This is a genomic window from Candidatus Moraniibacteriota bacterium, assembly GCA_028688415.1.
Lineage (GTDB): Bacteria > Patescibacteriota > Minisyncoccia > Moranbacterales > UBA1568 > UBA1568.
On the sequence record JAQTYF010000001.1, the window covers coordinates 626,728 to 642,482 of the forward strand.

13 protein-coding genes are annotated in these 15,755 nt (G+C 42.4%); all 13 read right to left on the minus strand.

The genetic code is table 11. The features are described from left to right. Window positions 1-56: 56 nt before the first annotated feature. Window positions 57-1,655: a D-aminoacylase gene (locus PHH40_03060; protein MDD2766715.1), complete on the minus strand. Its 1,599-nt coding sequence runs from the start codon at window positions 1,653-1,655 to the stop codon at window positions 57-59. A gap of 26 nt (window positions 1,656-1,681) precedes the next feature. Continuing rightward, window positions 1,682-2,845 carry a hypothetical protein gene (locus PHH40_03065; protein MDD2766716.1) on the minus strand — a complete coding sequence of 388 codons (1,164 nt, stop codon included), beginning with the start codon at window positions 2,843-2,845 and terminating at the stop codon, window positions 1,682-1,684. An 11-nt stretch (window positions 2,846-2,856) separates the two neighbouring features. Further along, the gene (gap, locus tag PHH40_03070) at window positions 2,857-3,864 is read right to left on the minus strand and encodes a type I glyceraldehyde-3-phosphate dehydrogenase (protein ID MDD2766717.1); all 1,008 of its coding nucleotides are present in this window, start codon (window positions 3,862-3,864) and stop codon (window positions 2,857-2,859) included. A 29-nt stretch (window positions 3,865-3,893) separates the two neighbouring features. Then, on the minus strand, window positions 3,894-4,754 hold the full coding sequence (locus tag PHH40_03075; protein MDD2766718.1) for a class II fructose-bisphosphate aldolase family protein: 861 nt from the start codon (window positions 4,752-4,754) through the stop codon (window positions 3,894-3,896). 21 nt (window positions 4,755-4,775) lie between these two features. Continuing rightward, window positions 4,776-5,567: a triose-phosphate isomerase gene (locus tag PHH40_03080; GenBank protein MDD2766719.1), complete on the minus strand. Its 792-nt coding sequence runs from the start codon at window positions 5,565-5,567 to the stop codon at window positions 4,776-4,778. A 17-nt stretch (window positions 5,568-5,584) separates the two neighbouring features. Next, on the minus strand, window positions 5,585-6,604 hold the full coding sequence (locus PHH40_03085; protein MDD2766720.1) for a DUF4921 family protein: 1,020 nt from the start codon (window positions 6,602-6,604) through the stop codon (window positions 5,585-5,587). Between the two features lie 31 nt (window positions 6,605-6,635). Next, on the minus strand, window positions 6,636-7,415 hold the full coding sequence (locus PHH40_03090) for a glycosyltransferase family 2 protein (protein MDD2766721.1): 780 nt from the start codon (window positions 7,413-7,415) through the stop codon (window positions 6,636-6,638). A gap of 85 nt (window positions 7,416-7,500) precedes the next feature. Beyond that, on the minus strand, window positions 7,501-8,814 hold the full coding sequence (locus PHH40_03095) for a lytic murein transglycosylase (GenBank protein MDD2766722.1): 1,314 nt from the start codon (window positions 8,812-8,814) through the stop codon (window positions 7,501-7,503). A 100-nt stretch (window positions 8,815-8,914) separates the two neighbouring features. Beyond that, entirely contained in the window at window positions 8,915-9,967 is a 1,053-nt protein-coding gene (gene recA, locus PHH40_03100; protein ID MDD2766723.1) for a recombinase RecA, read from the minus strand. A gap of 86 nt (window positions 9,968-10,053) precedes the next feature. Beyond that, window positions 10,054-11,037 carry a helix-turn-helix domain-containing protein gene (locus PHH40_03105; GenBank protein MDD2766724.1) on the minus strand — a complete coding sequence of 328 codons (984 nt, stop codon included), beginning with the start codon at window positions 11,035-11,037 and terminating at the stop codon, window positions 10,054-10,056. A gap of 32 nt (window positions 11,038-11,069) precedes the next feature. Continuing rightward, window positions 11,070-13,451, minus strand: a complete 2,382-nt coding sequence (locus PHH40_03110) for a DNA translocase FtsK 4TM domain-containing protein (GenBank protein MDD2766725.1) — start codon at window positions 13,449-13,451, stop codon at window positions 11,070-11,072. A 193-nt stretch (window positions 13,452-13,644) separates the two neighbouring features. Continuing rightward, window positions 13,645-14,703 carry a hypothetical protein gene (locus PHH40_03115; GenBank protein ID MDD2766726.1) on the minus strand — a complete coding sequence of 353 codons (1,059 nt, stop codon included), beginning with the start codon at window positions 14,701-14,703 and terminating at the stop codon, window positions 13,645-13,647. Window positions 14,704-14,706: 3 nt separating this feature from the next. Continuing rightward, window positions 14,707-15,648 carry a hypothetical protein gene (locus PHH40_03120; protein MDD2766727.1) on the minus strand — a complete coding sequence of 314 codons (942 nt, stop codon included), beginning with the start codon at window positions 15,646-15,648 and terminating at the stop codon, window positions 14,707-14,709. Window positions 15,649-15,755: the final 107 nt, after the last annotated feature.

The window sequence follows — 15,755 nt, forward strand, 5'->3', positions numbered from 1 at the left end:
GAGCGGTTGGACCGCCAAGTACATAACAGAGGAAACAACGATGAATTATATATTCTCTACCATCCAAACCAGTGTTTGTTTTTCTTTCGAAGAACCATGCCATATCGAGCATCTGGAATCAAGGTATCGTTAGCGAGAGCAAACTGTCCATTGATAATCACAAAAGAAATGCCCGTTGAGTATTGATATGGTTCTTCTATAGTGGCACGATCAGCAATATTGTCTGGCTGAAATATGACTATATCAGCGAAATACCCTTCCTGCAAGAGTCCTCTCTTCTCCAACTGAAATTGCTTAGCTGGTTTCCCGGTCATTTTGTGCACTGCCTCTTCCCAGCTGAGGGCTTTCTGATTACGGACATATTCTGCAAACACTTTAGGGAAAGTACCAAAATTACGTGGGTGCACAAGATTGCCAGACTTGGCATACTCGGTACTGTATCCAACGCCATTGCTACTAATAATAGAAAATGGATGTTGGATGGATTTCAAGACATTCTTCTCGGACAATGCTTCAAAAGAAACGATAGCCTGTCCTTCGCTCGCTATGAGAAAATCAAGCACTGTTTCTTCGGGCGTCTTCCCTTGAAGGAGAGCAATTTCAGAAATTTTTCGTCGCGAGAGCATTTTATTTAAGTGAGACGAAGAAATGGTAATCTGTGAATAATCCGTATCGTTTTGCTTCATATCACGAAGTACCGTGCTTCGCACTCCAGCATCTTTGAGACGAGCAAGCATCATTTTGCGACCTTCTCCCGTAATCCATTCCGGAAGAAGAGTGTAGAGGACAGATCCTGTTGTTGTATACGGATAGACATCGAAACTTATCGGCACTTCATCGAGCGCGGCGGTTTCTATAAGATGAAAAACATCGTCCATATAGTGCCAATTCTTCTTGCCGACAACTTTCAAATGAGAAATATGGAGAGAAGATTCCGCTTCACGAGCAACGAGAATAGCTTCTTCAACCGCTTTGACGACATCTGCGCCTTCATCACGCACGTACGTTGCATAGATTCCCTGATGAGAGACAGCTGTTTTGGCAAGTGTCGACAATTCTCTCGTACGAGCACCTCTGGCGTGAGTATAAGCAAGTCCTGTCGAAAGCCCTATAGCACCTTCTTCTAGGGCTTTTTCGAGCATTGCATCCATTGCGTGGATTTCATCGGGTGTGATGGTACGCGTCTTGTCATCCATCGCTCCACGTCTCAGTGTTCCATGTCCGACAAGCGTCGCAAAATTGACCCCGATACGACGACGCTCTGTTTCTTTGAGAAAATCCTGCATCGATAACCAATTGAAATTTATTTTTTCGACATTGGTCCATTTCTGAATCGCACGGATATTTTCTGGAGAAAAAAGTGGCGCAAGCGATGCTCCTGAATTCCCACCGATGATTGTCGTCACGCCCTGAGAGACGAGACTCTCCATGCCCGGTTCGTTGAAAATTTGCCAATACGTATCAGAATGATTGTTCACATCCACAAAACCTGGCGCCACATACTGTCCGTCTGCATCAATGATTCGCTCGGCCTGTGCTGATGCCAGATCTCCTATCGATGCAATAATTCCTTCCTTGATAGCAATATCGGCACGAAACATCGGACGGCCACTTCCGTCGATGATAGTGCCATTTTTTATCACGATATCATACATATTGCTTGTGTTTTTTTAACAGTCGTCTATTGTGTTTCATTTTTCTTAATATGTTCCTTCAACTCTGTCATAAATTGTCTGTTCTGCTGAAGTATCTTGGGGATAAGCAAATCAATATCCGCTGATTCTTTCAAATCATCGATTTTCTGTAAAGCACTTTTTTTGGCGATAGTCATCATTTCATCATAATCTGACATCTGCGACTCAATAAATTTGATATTACGATAATCTCTTTTTACTGCGACAAGGAGTACTTTGGATGTCCGAGCATTGGGTAACATTTCAGCAAGTGCATTCCCAGAATTCCTTGGATTATCGAGACTCGCAATACGCATATTGAAATCTTCATCTATCTTGAGTGTATCTGGATCAGCATAGTGCATCGCATACGCAGGGTCGATCTCTGCAACCTTGAGCATAAAGGCTTTATTTTGTTTTGCATCAACCGGAAGTTGTTGCAAGAACTCACCAAGAGAACCCGTGTTGTTATTGAGTTGGTCGAGATAACGTGAGAACTGACTATTCTTGTGTATACCCGTATCTTGAATAGATTCCATACCAAACTCATCATCTCGTTTTTTCGCAAGAGCAGGAGGGAAAGCATCCACAATATCTTCTTTTTTGATTTCTTGTTTTTCCTCTTGTTTTTGTGGGACCACTACTTCTTCTTTCAAAGGTACTGAGGGGGTGATGATCGGTTCTGCCTGAGAAATCAATTCCTCGGTAGGTACTTCTTGAGAAGTCTCTCCCGATGGTATTTCTTCCCCTTCTTCATCGCTGTCTTGTTTATCCAACGAGGCGATTTCATCCTCGAGAGCACGACGTTCCTGAATGAGTACCAACAAATCTTCATCCTTCTTCTCCGGAGAAATAGATTCATTCAATGCTTCAATTTTTTGTTTGATCAGTTTCTTCTTCTCATGACGAATTCTTGCCTCAGAAGCTTGTTGTTCTTTTTTCGCTTTCTCTTCGGCTTCTCTTTTTGCTTGCAACACCTTCTCTTCAGATTCTTGTTTTTCTTGAGTCAGACGTTCTTGTTCGTGTTCTTCCATCAACATGATTTCTTTTCGTTCTGCAAGAGTATGCAAAATATCATCATCAGAGAGTGATCCGAATTTCGTTTCGGAAATCTCTTGCAGACGTTTTCTATATTGTTCGATATCTTGCTTTTTTTGTGTTGTTTTCTTCATAACCTTGTACGCTATTGTTTACCGATAACAGTGACGAGTTCTACGAGACGATTCGAATATCCCCATTCATTATCATACCACGCAACAATCTTCACGAGATCACCATCGATTACTTTCGTCAGAGAGAGATCTATTGTACTCGAGTGTGGATCACCGATGAAATCAGAAGAGACAAGTGGTTCACGAGTCACTGCCAATACCTGACGATACCTAGCATCTTGACTGGCCCGCTCAAGTACGGCATTGATTTCTTCGACGGTTGTTTTCTTCTTGAGAACAAACGTGAAATCAGTCAAAGAGACAACAATAGTCGGAACACGAAGTGAGAGCCCATCAAATAATCCAGAAAGTTCCGGGATGACTTGTGTCACAGCGATAGCCGCTCCGGTCGTCGTCGGAACGATATTGGACGCGGCTGCTCTCGCACGACGGAGATCTTTGTGTGGGCCATCCTGGAGATTCTGATCAGCGGTGTACGAATGTATTGTTGTCATCAATGCTTTGGCAATACCAAACTCTTCATGAATGATTTTTGCAACTGGAGCAAGAGAATTTGTCGTACATGAAGCGTTGGAAATCACTTCTTCAGACTGATACGAAGATTCGTTGACGCCAACAAGAATGGAAGGCACAACGTCTCCTGTCTTGGCAGGTGCTGAGAGAATTACTTTTTTGGCTCCGGCAGCGATGTGTTGTGAAGCAGAGACGCTATCCGTAAATCGACCCGTGCACTCGAGTACGACATCAATCGCCAATTCTTTCCACGGCAGTTTCTTCGGATCAGGTTCAGCAAATACGAGACATTCTTTCCCATCGACGATAAGCTTCCCTTCACTCACTTCTATCCGTTTTCGGTATTGTCCGTACGCAGTATCGTATTTCAACAGGTGTGCCAAGATATCGACACTCGTCAAATCATTGAGAGCAACAATCTCGATATCTTTTTTCTCGAAAGCTATTTTGAACGCTGACCGTCCGATACGACCGAATCCATTGATGGCAATTCTCTGTTTTTGCATATTTGTATTTCTGTATATAAATAAATTTTTTATAAGGCTTTATGATCACTCCCAAAAGAAAGTATCTTTTGTTTTACCGCTTCCTTCGTCTGATTTCGTGCTTTGGTCAATATTTTACGAAGGTCAGTTTCATCTTCTGATAACAATGCTTCCCGAAGTCCACCAATGAAAGAAAGACGAAGAGCGGTATCAACATTGAAGCAACTCACTCCTCGACGGATGACTTCAGCGACTCGATCACTCCCCCAGTCCGATGCTCCGTGCATCACAAGTGGAAGTGTCACACGCTCTCGTATAGCCGTCAGACGTTCATAATCAGGTGTTTCACGTTCCTGGAAAAATCCGTGAGCGTTTCCGATAGCAACCGCGAGAGTATCAATACCTGTTTCATTGACAAATTCTACTGCCTGATCAGGATCGGTCATATAATTATTCCAATCGATATTTTCCATCTGTATTTCTCCGAGATATGGAACATTACCGAGTTCGGCTTGCACTACAACGTTCTTGCTGTGAGCAATTTCCACAATTTTTTTGGTAGCGATGAGGTTGTCTGGATATTCCTTGCGTGATCCATCATACATCACCGAAAGAAAACCTATACCCATGGCTCGTTCAACAACCTCAAAGTTCTTACCATGATCGAGATGAATACCGACAGGGATATCTTTGGAATAAAATTCAGCAAGATTTTTGATGAGATGAAAAATAGCGCGACCACCCGCATAATCAAATGTTTTTTCGGTCAACTGAATAACAACAGGAGAGGACAGTTCTCGTGCTGTTTCGAGAATAGCCTGTGTCGTCTCGAGATTGATCGTATTGAAAGCGCCAATCGCATAGTGATTCGCTTGTGCTTCTTCAAGCATCGTTTTTACATTTGCCAACATAATTTTCGTGCTATCAAATTATTATTGAGTTTTTCGTAATCGTCGTTTTGCTTCTTCTTCAAAGAGTCCCATCATTTTTATCAACTCATAAGGAAAGAGACTTTCTCTTCCTACCAATACTCCATCCATTCCTGCCTCAAAAGAAACTGGTCCCAGAAGGGCGCTCTTCACCGATCCTCCATAGAGGAGACTGATCCTCTCTGCTGTCTGCATATCAAACATCTCTTTCAATATTTTTCGGAAGAGAATGCTGACACCGAGGATATCCTGCGTTGTAGGAAGTGCATCGGTACCGATAGCCCAACGTGGCTCGTAAGCAATAATAATTTTCTCAGCTTGCAACTTGGAAAGGTCAGAAAAAATTGTACGTATCTGACGGGATAAAACTTGTTCGGTATTTCCTGCCTGTTTGTCTTCTTCTGTTTCTCCAATACAGACAATCGGAGTCAGATAGTATTTGATAGCAAATATTGCTTTCTCACGTACTTTCTCATCCGTTTCTCCTGCGTATCGTCGCCGTTCACTATGACCAAGGATGACATATTCCACTCCATCATTTTTGAGCATCAAAGGTGAGATTTCTCCGGTATACGCACCACTTTTTTCTGGAAAAAAATTCTGTGCGCCTTTTTTTATTCCCTGAGGCAAACGATCAAATTGTGCGAGATACAAAAACGAAGGGCAAATCACCCCGAGAACGTGTTCGTAGTTCCTCTGCCCAGCTTCTCGATGAAGCACCGTAAGATACTGTGATACTTCTTCACGTGAGAGCATATTCATTTTGAGATTTCCGATCACATAAAATTTCCGCATAGAAGTTTCATTTGTTTTCATGAATTCAGATGTCCTCGTAAATATTCTGCTGCCTTTTCTGGTTCTATGGTCGATATTTCTATTCCCGTAGAGAGTTCAAAACCAGCCCAAACAGATGTCCTCGGTAAAATCTCTATATGCCACTGGTAATGAGGGTAGTCTTTGCCATCACACGGAGCTGTATGAATATAGAAATTATACGCTGGATCATTCAGACCGCTATAAAGGGCAAAAAGAGCTTTCTGCATCGCTTCCGCAAGGGCGAACTTTTCTTCATCGGTAATGCGTTCAAAATACGGATTAGGACGCTTACCAATCACCCATATTTCGAAGGCGACACGGGAGGCAAAAGGGCAAAATACAATGAAATGTTCATTTTCGTAGAGTATCCGCTTTTTAAATTTCTGCTCCGCTTTGATGACGATATCGTATACATTGCAGTGATTGCTTCTGTAATACCGTTCTGCTCCAGAGAGCTCAAGGTTGATATACGGGGAAATAGCTGGAAGCGCAATAAGCTGAGAATGGGGATGCTCGATAGATGCACCTGCTTCTTTTCCATGATTATGGAAAATCTGAATGTAATTGATATCTGGTTTACCCATGAGTGATAGATATCGTTCTTGATACGCATCAAAGAGCTCCGCTCCTTGCCATGTCTCAAGTAATGCCAGCGGTTTCTCTGCATCACGTGTCACAAAGAGTTCATGGTACCCGAAACCAGTCATCGAAAAATAAGGTCCCTCAGAGAGGTCTCGCACTTTTTCCTCCGAAGAGAAGGCTGGATATTTATTCGGAAAAACACGGAGACTCCACTCTCCGTCTTCCTGACGATACACAAGAATATCATCTTGTTCATTCGTTTTCTCTGGATCGACGAAAGGATCTTCAGGATTATCTGCACGGACACGTTCCAATGAAGCAAAAGCATCAGGACGCTTGGCACGGCCCGTCGCTATCACAACCCAATCTCCCGTAACAATGTCTTGACGAAGTTCTGAGGGAGTAGTATGTATTTTTTTTTCTGCTTGTGTCATTTTGTTTTGTTTTTTTATTGACGATAGATATTCAAGAAGCATTGGCAGTTATTTTCTTCTTAGCATACTCACTAATATGATATGCACCCGTGATGAGACGCCATTTCGTTTTGAAAAGATCGATTAATACTTGAATAAATCCATTCGGACCAGTCAATTTCACAGTAGACCCTTCTTCATTCATCCAGCGAACTGGCAATTGTTTCACCTGAAACCCGAGTCTCAGTGCCAATACTACCAACTCAAAATCAAATCCGAATCGATCGACAACCATGCGTGAAGCGATCTCGTTGGAAGCTTTTTCTGAAAGCACCTTGAAACCACATTGTGTATCAGGATAATTCCATAAACCAAGAATGATACGAATGAGCCAATTCCCTCCTTCACCCAAAATTTCTCGATGCTTGGGCTGATGTATCTGAACGAACGATCCTGCTATCTTACGTGAACCGATAATAACATCATATTCTGACTTGAAATGTTCTTCGCAGGCATCGAGATGAGTGATAGAGGTCGAACCATCAGCATCGAGGAAAAGTCGCCACTTCCCTACCGCTTCGAGTAAACCCTGACGGACAACATACCCCTTGCCGTGATTTTCTGTATTCTCGATGACACGAATATGAGGTATCTGCAGTGCATAATTACGAGAAACGAGAGCAGTATTGTCAGGAGAACCATCTACGATCACCAGTATCTCATACGAATAATTCTTCCCTTTAAGATATTTGTCTATTTCGAGAAGATTCCGTCCGATACGCTCACCTTCCTTATATGCAGGGATAATCACTGATAGAAAGATTTGTTCCATAAAAAAAATGAAGAATAGTAAACATCCTGTTAATTACGCTTCCACTATATCACAAAACAGAGAAACCTGCACATCAGAAAAAGCACTATTGAAAGAGAAGTTTATAATTTTTTGACCAATAGACGATACCTTCGTAGTAATTTTTATTGAAAGTACCAAGATAATTGATAGAAGCGCTCTTGATGACTGACTCTTTACTCGAGGTAGCGCCAGCGACACGAAGCTTGAGAGCCATCGCCATCACCCCATCCGTGATATTCCATGGATCAGGATTCTTATGTCCTGTATTGGCTGTAATGCGAGATTTATACCCCATCCATACATCAGACATAAACTGAGGTATACCCATCGCCCCGCCCTGCCCGATATACGCACTCGGAGAAGGAGAACAAGAGACTTTCTTGTCCTTACTGTACCCGAGAACATCGACAATATCATAGAAGAGAGCCTTTCGTTTATACAAAAGATCAATCGATTTTTGCCAATTCTTATTTTTCTTCAAGAGGGATTTGTATCGTGCAACAGAGACACTTTCTACTTGTTTATAGGTACACTGTCCCGTATTGACACCGATGTTCGTTTCTTTTTTCAAGAAACCATACAGCACTCCTACAGGCACTCCTGTTTTTTTGCTGGCAAACTCTACTGCTTCACGGATATCTTTGGCATCATATGATTTCCCCGACAAAATATCCAAATCGCCCTGCAATTGATCCAGTTCTTTCTTGAGACGACTGATAATTGTTTGTTGATCTTCTATATCACCCTGCGTGTCTACCTTATCCAATACCAAATTTTTCTTCTGCTGATTCTTGAGAGCGAGCAGTCGTTCCTGATCCTTTTTCATATCCTCCAATGTTTCTTTTTCACCAGTCACTTTTTCTTTCATGGTGTTGATCTCACCAATCACTCCCTGTATCTTTTCCTGTACCGAAAACAACGTATCATATTCATGAAAAAAACGCATATCACTCTTTTCTGCAACAATGATTTCAGAAAAAGGGATACTGCTACTTTCATAAAGCTCTCGAAGGAGTCCTTTGAGAACAGATTTTTCGAGGGTCAATTGTTGCTCCAGTCCAGCTACTTCTTTTTCTTTTTGTTCGATGGTTTGTGTGGACTCATTGAGAAGCACCTGTGTACGCTGAATCACCTGCTGGGTAGAGGTGAGCGATGTATTGATCTGGTTTAAGTTCTTTTCCAACTCACTTTTTTTCTTACTTGCGTCTTTGAGTTTTTTCTCCAGACTATCGATACGATCATTGATACATCCAGTGTCTGTATCGTCACAATCCGACTGAGCCAAGACAACAGAAGACTCTGTTGGCACAACAAAACACAGCGCAGAGAACGCGCCGAAAGAGAACAAAAGAAATAAGATGCGAATTTGTTTGTACATACACACAGTATAGCATATTTTTTTACTCCTATTGAACACAAAAATGCCCAAAAGAAAAAACTCCCGAAAGAGTCTTTTCTTTTTTGAAGAATGATTTGATTTATTCTTCTGTTTCCGTTTTTCCACTGACTTTTTGAATTTCAGCCTTCCCGTCTTTTGATTGTGCGAGGATAGATTTTTCGATTTCTTTTGCCACTTTTGGATTTTCTTTCAGAAACACTTTAGCGGATTCACGTCCTGCGCCAAGCTTCACTTCACCAAAAAGGAACGAGTTTCCTGATTTTTTGAGCGTTCCATAGATAACACCAGAGTCAAGGAGGTCTCCTGCAAGTGAAATACCTTCATTGTACATAATATCAAATTCAGCAGTACGAAATGGTGCTGCGACCTTGTTCTTCACCACTTTGGCCTTCACACGATTCCCTACCACTTCTTCTCCTCGTTTGATCTGAGCACTCCGTCTCACTTCGATACGAACGGAAGAATAAAATTTGAGCGCCTGTCCTCCGGTAGTCGTCTCCGGATTACCAAACATCACACCAATCTTCATACGAATCTGATTGATAAAAATAACCACGACATTGGAACGAGCAATAATAGCGGTCAATTTTCGAAGAGCCTGCGACATAAGCCTCGCTTGACGGCCGACATGATGATCGCCCATCTCACCTTCGATTTCTGCTTTTGGAACGAGGGCTGCGACAGAATCGACAACAATCACATCCACCATATTAGAACGAACGAGTGTTTCCACGATATCGAGTGCCTGTTCGCCATTGTCTGGTTGAGAAATGAGGAGATCGTTGATATTCACCCCGATACGCTTGGCGTATTCTGGATCGAGTGCATGTTCTGCGTCGACAAAGGCAGCAATACCACCTGACTTCTGCGCATTGGCGATAATATGAAGCGACAGTGTCGTTTTACCAGATGATTCTGGACCATACACTTCTACGACACGACCGCGTGGTACACCTCCGATACCGAGAGCGATATCGAGTGACACCGATCCCGTCGGAATCACCTCGACATCGACCTTACGGACGTCGCCAAGTTTCATCATCATTCCTTCACCAAATTTCTCTTGGATCGCATCCAAGACAGTATTGATTTTATCTTTCCCCTCACTTTTTGTCGTTTTGATCTTCGCCATATGAGTTATTACAATGATTTATATTTTTGAATTATGTCCTCTGTTGTTTACTTCTCTTACAGAATAACATACACAAAGAAATACGTCTAGAGCTGTCTCCCAAGTGGAGTAAAAACAACCGCGTCTTCGATTTTTTTCTCGATAGAAAGGGACTCTTCTTCTGCATCATTCCATCGGATGAATGTCTGTGATGGCTTATCAGAAAAAACTGTTACTCGCTCTTTTGATATGACACTCTGTGGCGTATCTTGACGTAGGATTCCATCAAATACTTTCTCATCATCTACTTCGATCATCACTTGTGCGGGATTTTCACGTACCGACACTTCGACACGGAACATCTGAGATTCCATATCAAGAGACACTGGTACTGCTTCTGGTATTGGCTGTATATGAGAAGACTCTATTACAAGCACTTCGACTTTCTGTTTTTCGAAACGATCGACTGCCATCACTGTCAGCGTATTGATCCCTGACTGTAGAGGAAGAGTACTAGAGAAATTTCCCTCTCCATCGACAAAGATTGATTGGTCATTGATAGACACCCGTGCTCCCTTGTCCGTCTTTCCTTGTATAACAGCCGTATCTGTGTCTACGACTGTGCCGTTCATCGGACTCAGTATGACGAGACGAGGAACGAGAGCGAACGTCTGAAATTCACGGAAAACGTATATAAAAGCACCAAAAACAAGCAATACAACAAACGTGATAACAATCGATTGTGGAGTGATAACGAGCGAAGCAATGTTGATATGTTTTTTATGAACGGGCTGTTCCTTGGGTTTTTGATGGAGATTTTCTTGGATATGACGCTCACGTTCGTAGAGCTTCATAAACACACCTTCATCAATATTGAGATACAGTGCATAACTCTTGAGGAAACCACGGACATAGACATCCGCCGGCAGTTTTTCATATTCTCCGTTTTCGAGATGTTCGAGATATTTCACCTGTATTCTCGTCGCCTTGGAAATCTCTGTGAGACTCATACGAAAATCTCCGCGAAGTTTTTTCAACTTCTCTCCCAGTGTCAGTGATTCAACCTTTTTCCGTGTAAAACCTTCACTCATAAACATCCTTCATCTCTTATCAATTACTTTCCTTACAACTGCCATTTATTCCGTTCTGATTGCTCTGCGATCGGATCATCGCCGTATTGTCTTTCTTCATCTTCTGCAGAAGCAGAGGTGATATCACCTTTACCAATCAGTACTGTTTTCTTGCCATCCACCATACCAACAACTCCATTGTCTTCGAGAAGACGCATCAGTCTGGCCGCTCTTGGATACCCGACACTAAACGCTGTCTGAAAAGAAGTGGTCGAGGCTCGTCCGGACTGAATAGTCATCGCCTTGGCCTGTTCATACAAAGCATCTTCTTTCGCACCTTCATCGATGAGACTGAGTGCCTCTGTGATATCGTCCGATTCTCCTTCTATCACTCCTTCAATATCATCACCGATACCGTCCTCCTCCTCATGCGCTTTTTTCTGTGCACAAAGAAACGACGTTACCGCATTGATTTCTGCTTCAGAGACGAGTACGCCCTGTATACGACGCATTTCTTTGCCATCAGCAGCCGAGTAAAGCATATCGCCATTGCCGAGCAATTTCTCAGCGCCACTCGTATCGAGGATAGTACGGGAGTCGATCTGTGATTTCAATTGAAAAGAAATACGAGCTGGAATGTTTGCTTTGATAAGTCCCGTGATGACGGTTGCTTCCGGTCGCTGTGTCGCGAGCACGAGATGAATACCGATAGCACGCGAAAGAGAAGCAAGACGCACAATGAGTGGCTCCACTTCTTTCTGATGAGTCACCATGAGATCCGCCATTTCATCGATCATAATCACGATATATGGCATAGCAGGATAGGGTTCTTGTTTCACGGTACCAGCTTCTGTATTGACGACCGTACGCTTCTCTCCTTTGGCGATCATTTCGTGATACCCTTGGATATCTTGTTTGCCTGCTTCTTCGAGGATTTTGTATCGGTGTTCCATCTGACCGACTGCCCAACGAAGTACGTTGACAACTTTTTTGTTCTCAACGATAACATCCGCTTTCAAATGAGGGATGCCTTTGTAGCGTGCAAAAGAAACTCTCTTCGGATCAATCAAAATGAGTTGCAACTCTTCAGGCGTATTTTGGTAGAGTAGTGAAAGAAGAAAAGTATTCATACACACACTTTTCCCTGAACCTGTGCGACCAGCGATAAGAATGTGAGGCATCTTGGCAAGATTGGCCATTACTTTTTTTCCATTCACATCTTGACCAAGAGCGACCATGAGATCGGAAGTACGAGACTTGTATGTATCGCTCTCGAGCATTGATCGGAGACGGACAGTAGCTACAGATTCATTCGGCACTTCGATACCGATGAGCGCTTGCCCAGGAATAGGTGCTTCAATACGAATTGATTTGGCAGAGAGTGCAAGAGCGAGATTATCAGAGAGCGCTGTAATACGAGAGAGCTTGACTCCAGAAGCCGGATGAAACGTATACTGAGCGACAGTCGGACCGAGACGGACGTCTCCTGGTTCCACTTCAATACCAAAATGTTTGAGCGTATTCTGAATAATATGTTTTTTTGCCTCTATGTCACCTCCTGTTGCATGACCCGTTGCCTGTTCCAAGAGACTTACATCCGGAACTTCCCACGGTGTCGTTCCTGAATTTTTCTTTTTCAGACTGAGTTTCTTGATCAATACGGTCTCTCCTTCTCGAAACTTCAGATTACTAATGTTATTCTCTGCGAGTTTTGCTGTATCTTCTGGAGAAAGAGCTGAGGACACCTCTGATGATTCTTCTGTTTCTTCTGGTATTTCTTGTTTTTCTGCCTCTCCCTGTGGTGCGACTGATACCATCTCTGCTACAACAGGATCGACAGAAGGAGATGCTTCTGGTGATTCTGGTGTTTCTTCTTTGCTCGGAAATAGTCTCCTCTGCAACCGCTCGAATGATGCGATGAGAGAAACATTGAATGAAGCAATCACACCGATAATAAAAAATGTGAGAAGAATAATCGTTCCAGCAACCATCCCAGTAAACTTGATGAGAACAGAGGCAAAAGCAAAACCAACATACCCACCACCCTGTCCATTACTCGCTACCTTGAGAAGCTCCTTGGTCGTATCTCCACTGTAGAGATGGAACAATCCGAGCACGGAAAAAAACGCGGTAATAAGACCGATAAATTTCACCGCATCCGAGAGCGTGGTCTTACGTCCCTTGAGAAACATGAGTCCTGCAATAACAAGAAGGAGAGGGAAGAGCCATTTGCCCCATCCGAGCATCATCCCGAGACCCGTATTGATCCATACACCTAAGAGTCCGGCTGAACGGAAATAGGCAAGGAGAAAAAGCAGTGAGAGCGCAAACAAAAAAACCGCTGCGATACTTCGCTTGGCATCACTGTGTAAAATAGTTTCAATGGTGAAATCATCTTCTTCTGATTCTTCTACGACTTTTTTCTTTCGTCCCATAAGCAAATATATATTTTTATCTTACTTTTTGAGTATACCACAAAACAGATTTTTCTGGAGTTTCAAGCATTTGTCGACAGAAATCAAGACAAATAAAAAAAGGTCTTTCGACCCGTTTCTATATTATAGCACATTTTTCTCTTTCTGTCAATGCACAAAAGAAGGGGCATTCCTTCTTTTGTGCTCAAGATTTCTACTGACCAGGAGCTGTCTCCTTCCAGTTAAGATCACAATAACGAGTACCTCTACAGTTATTCACGCCACAACCTTTTATGTCATTGTATCGTTTTCCATCACACACATTGTTCGTGTCTCCACAAGCTGGAATACCGGAACAATCATTCTGAATTTTGACATATACCGTTCTGTTGGTTACTCCTGAGGCATTCGAACAGGAGATGGTGAAGGAAGTGGTAGGAGCCGTAACAGAGACAGAAGTAGAGCCGTCTGCAGGATCGATTGGTGCATTAGTCCAGCTAGCCGTAGAACTACTATCATCACTCGAATGACGACAACTCGTTGCATTGGCAATGGTCCATGTGAGAATGGTAGATCTTTCTGATGTAAGTACGAGTGGATTTGCTTTCAGTGATACTGTTGGTTTATTGGTGTTGTATGCAGAGCAGGAAGCTGGTGAGGGAGTGAGTGCGGCACACGTACCACTACAATTGTAAGTTCCCAGATTCTGCTTTCCACACTGATTCGGAGCAGAGAGACAGGTTACACCGGCAACTCTGTACCAACGTTCTTGAGCATTGGTAGGAGCTGGTGCATCGCACGTTCCATTGCACACAATCACACCCGAGGTAGTCGTTCCAGAATCTCCACAGGAGTTCACACTCCCTGTTTTCTGACAGGCAGTACCGTATCCTGTAGGGAGAGCGGGAGGAGTAGCACTACAAACACCTGCACAATTGTATGTACCAGAAGTGGTACCACAAGCATTGGCAACAGAAGTACAAGTTCTACCATTCAATGCGGAGCAAGGAGGAACGACTGGTCTCGAATTGCCACCACCGCCGCTTCGAGCCCCAGATGTTGATCCTCCTACAGCATTACCGCAGTTATTATTATTTCCACGATTACCACTACCATCACGACTGCCACTTGTACCACTACTACTACTCGTACCACTCGAACCATCACTCCATGCCATTGATCTTTCTATATGAAAGAATCTACCATTGCCCATCCCGAAAGAAACACCGATGCTAACAATGAAAATTATGAGAAAAGTTTTAATAGTATTCATATGTTATTTCCAATCATCTACAAATAAACTCAATTGATCAAATGAAGTAAGATCCAAGAGATTTCTTTTTTCCTGTGTTGCAAGATTCATAATAACAAGTCGAGCTTGGGTCGGAGGATCAGTCCAATCCACTTCTTCAAAGGCTATATATTTTTCATCTGGCGAGAAAATTGGCCAAAAAGCATGTGATTTAATATCATACATAAAAGTCGCTTCAAACGGACTCCAGGAAGAAACTTCAAAGACATAAATGTCTCCTCCATCTGGATATGACCAAGCAATATATTTCCCATTCGGAGAGAGAGAAAATTGTTGATTAAAACTCACACCATCAGATTCCGTCTTCCAAATATGCTCACTTGATTTATCTTCTAAATCAATTTTATACAATCCATCATTTCGTAAAACAACAACTGATCTGCCATCCGGAGTCAATATCGGCATAGCACCTTGTGCAATTTTTTGTTCTTGATTGCCAGCTTTCTGCATATATACATTGAATTCATTCGGTCTTCCAAGAGCTTCGGCATTCTCCTCTTTTCCCGAATAAATAAGAGCGTCATATGGAACCGAATACGAGGGATGTCGCTTTTTTTGAATCATCGAGTCAGTAAGTGTTGTAGCGATATTCCCTTCTATTCCTGTAATTTGGGTTTCGTCACCTCTTATTTCTGATACTAACAATTCTTCCGATGTAGCAGTTTTAAATTTTCCTGAAAAAGCAATTCCTTTTTCTAATAGAGAATAGGGAGCAAGAATATTTTTACTAATATCATACTGATAAATACCAAAATCATTTCCATTGTTTGGTGCAAGAGAAAGATATATAGATCCCTTGGGATCCCATACGGCTTGAGACGTTGTTTCGGTGGACATCAATACTTGTTGCTCTACCAATTTTGTATTATTTTCCTTTTTGGAATATAAATATGTTTTATAAAACAAAAAAATGCTCGTAAAAACAATTGACACTAGAATAAAGAAAAGAAGAACTTTCTTGAGAATGTAAGAATGAGAACTTAAAAACATATTTTTTATTTAGTATTTATTTT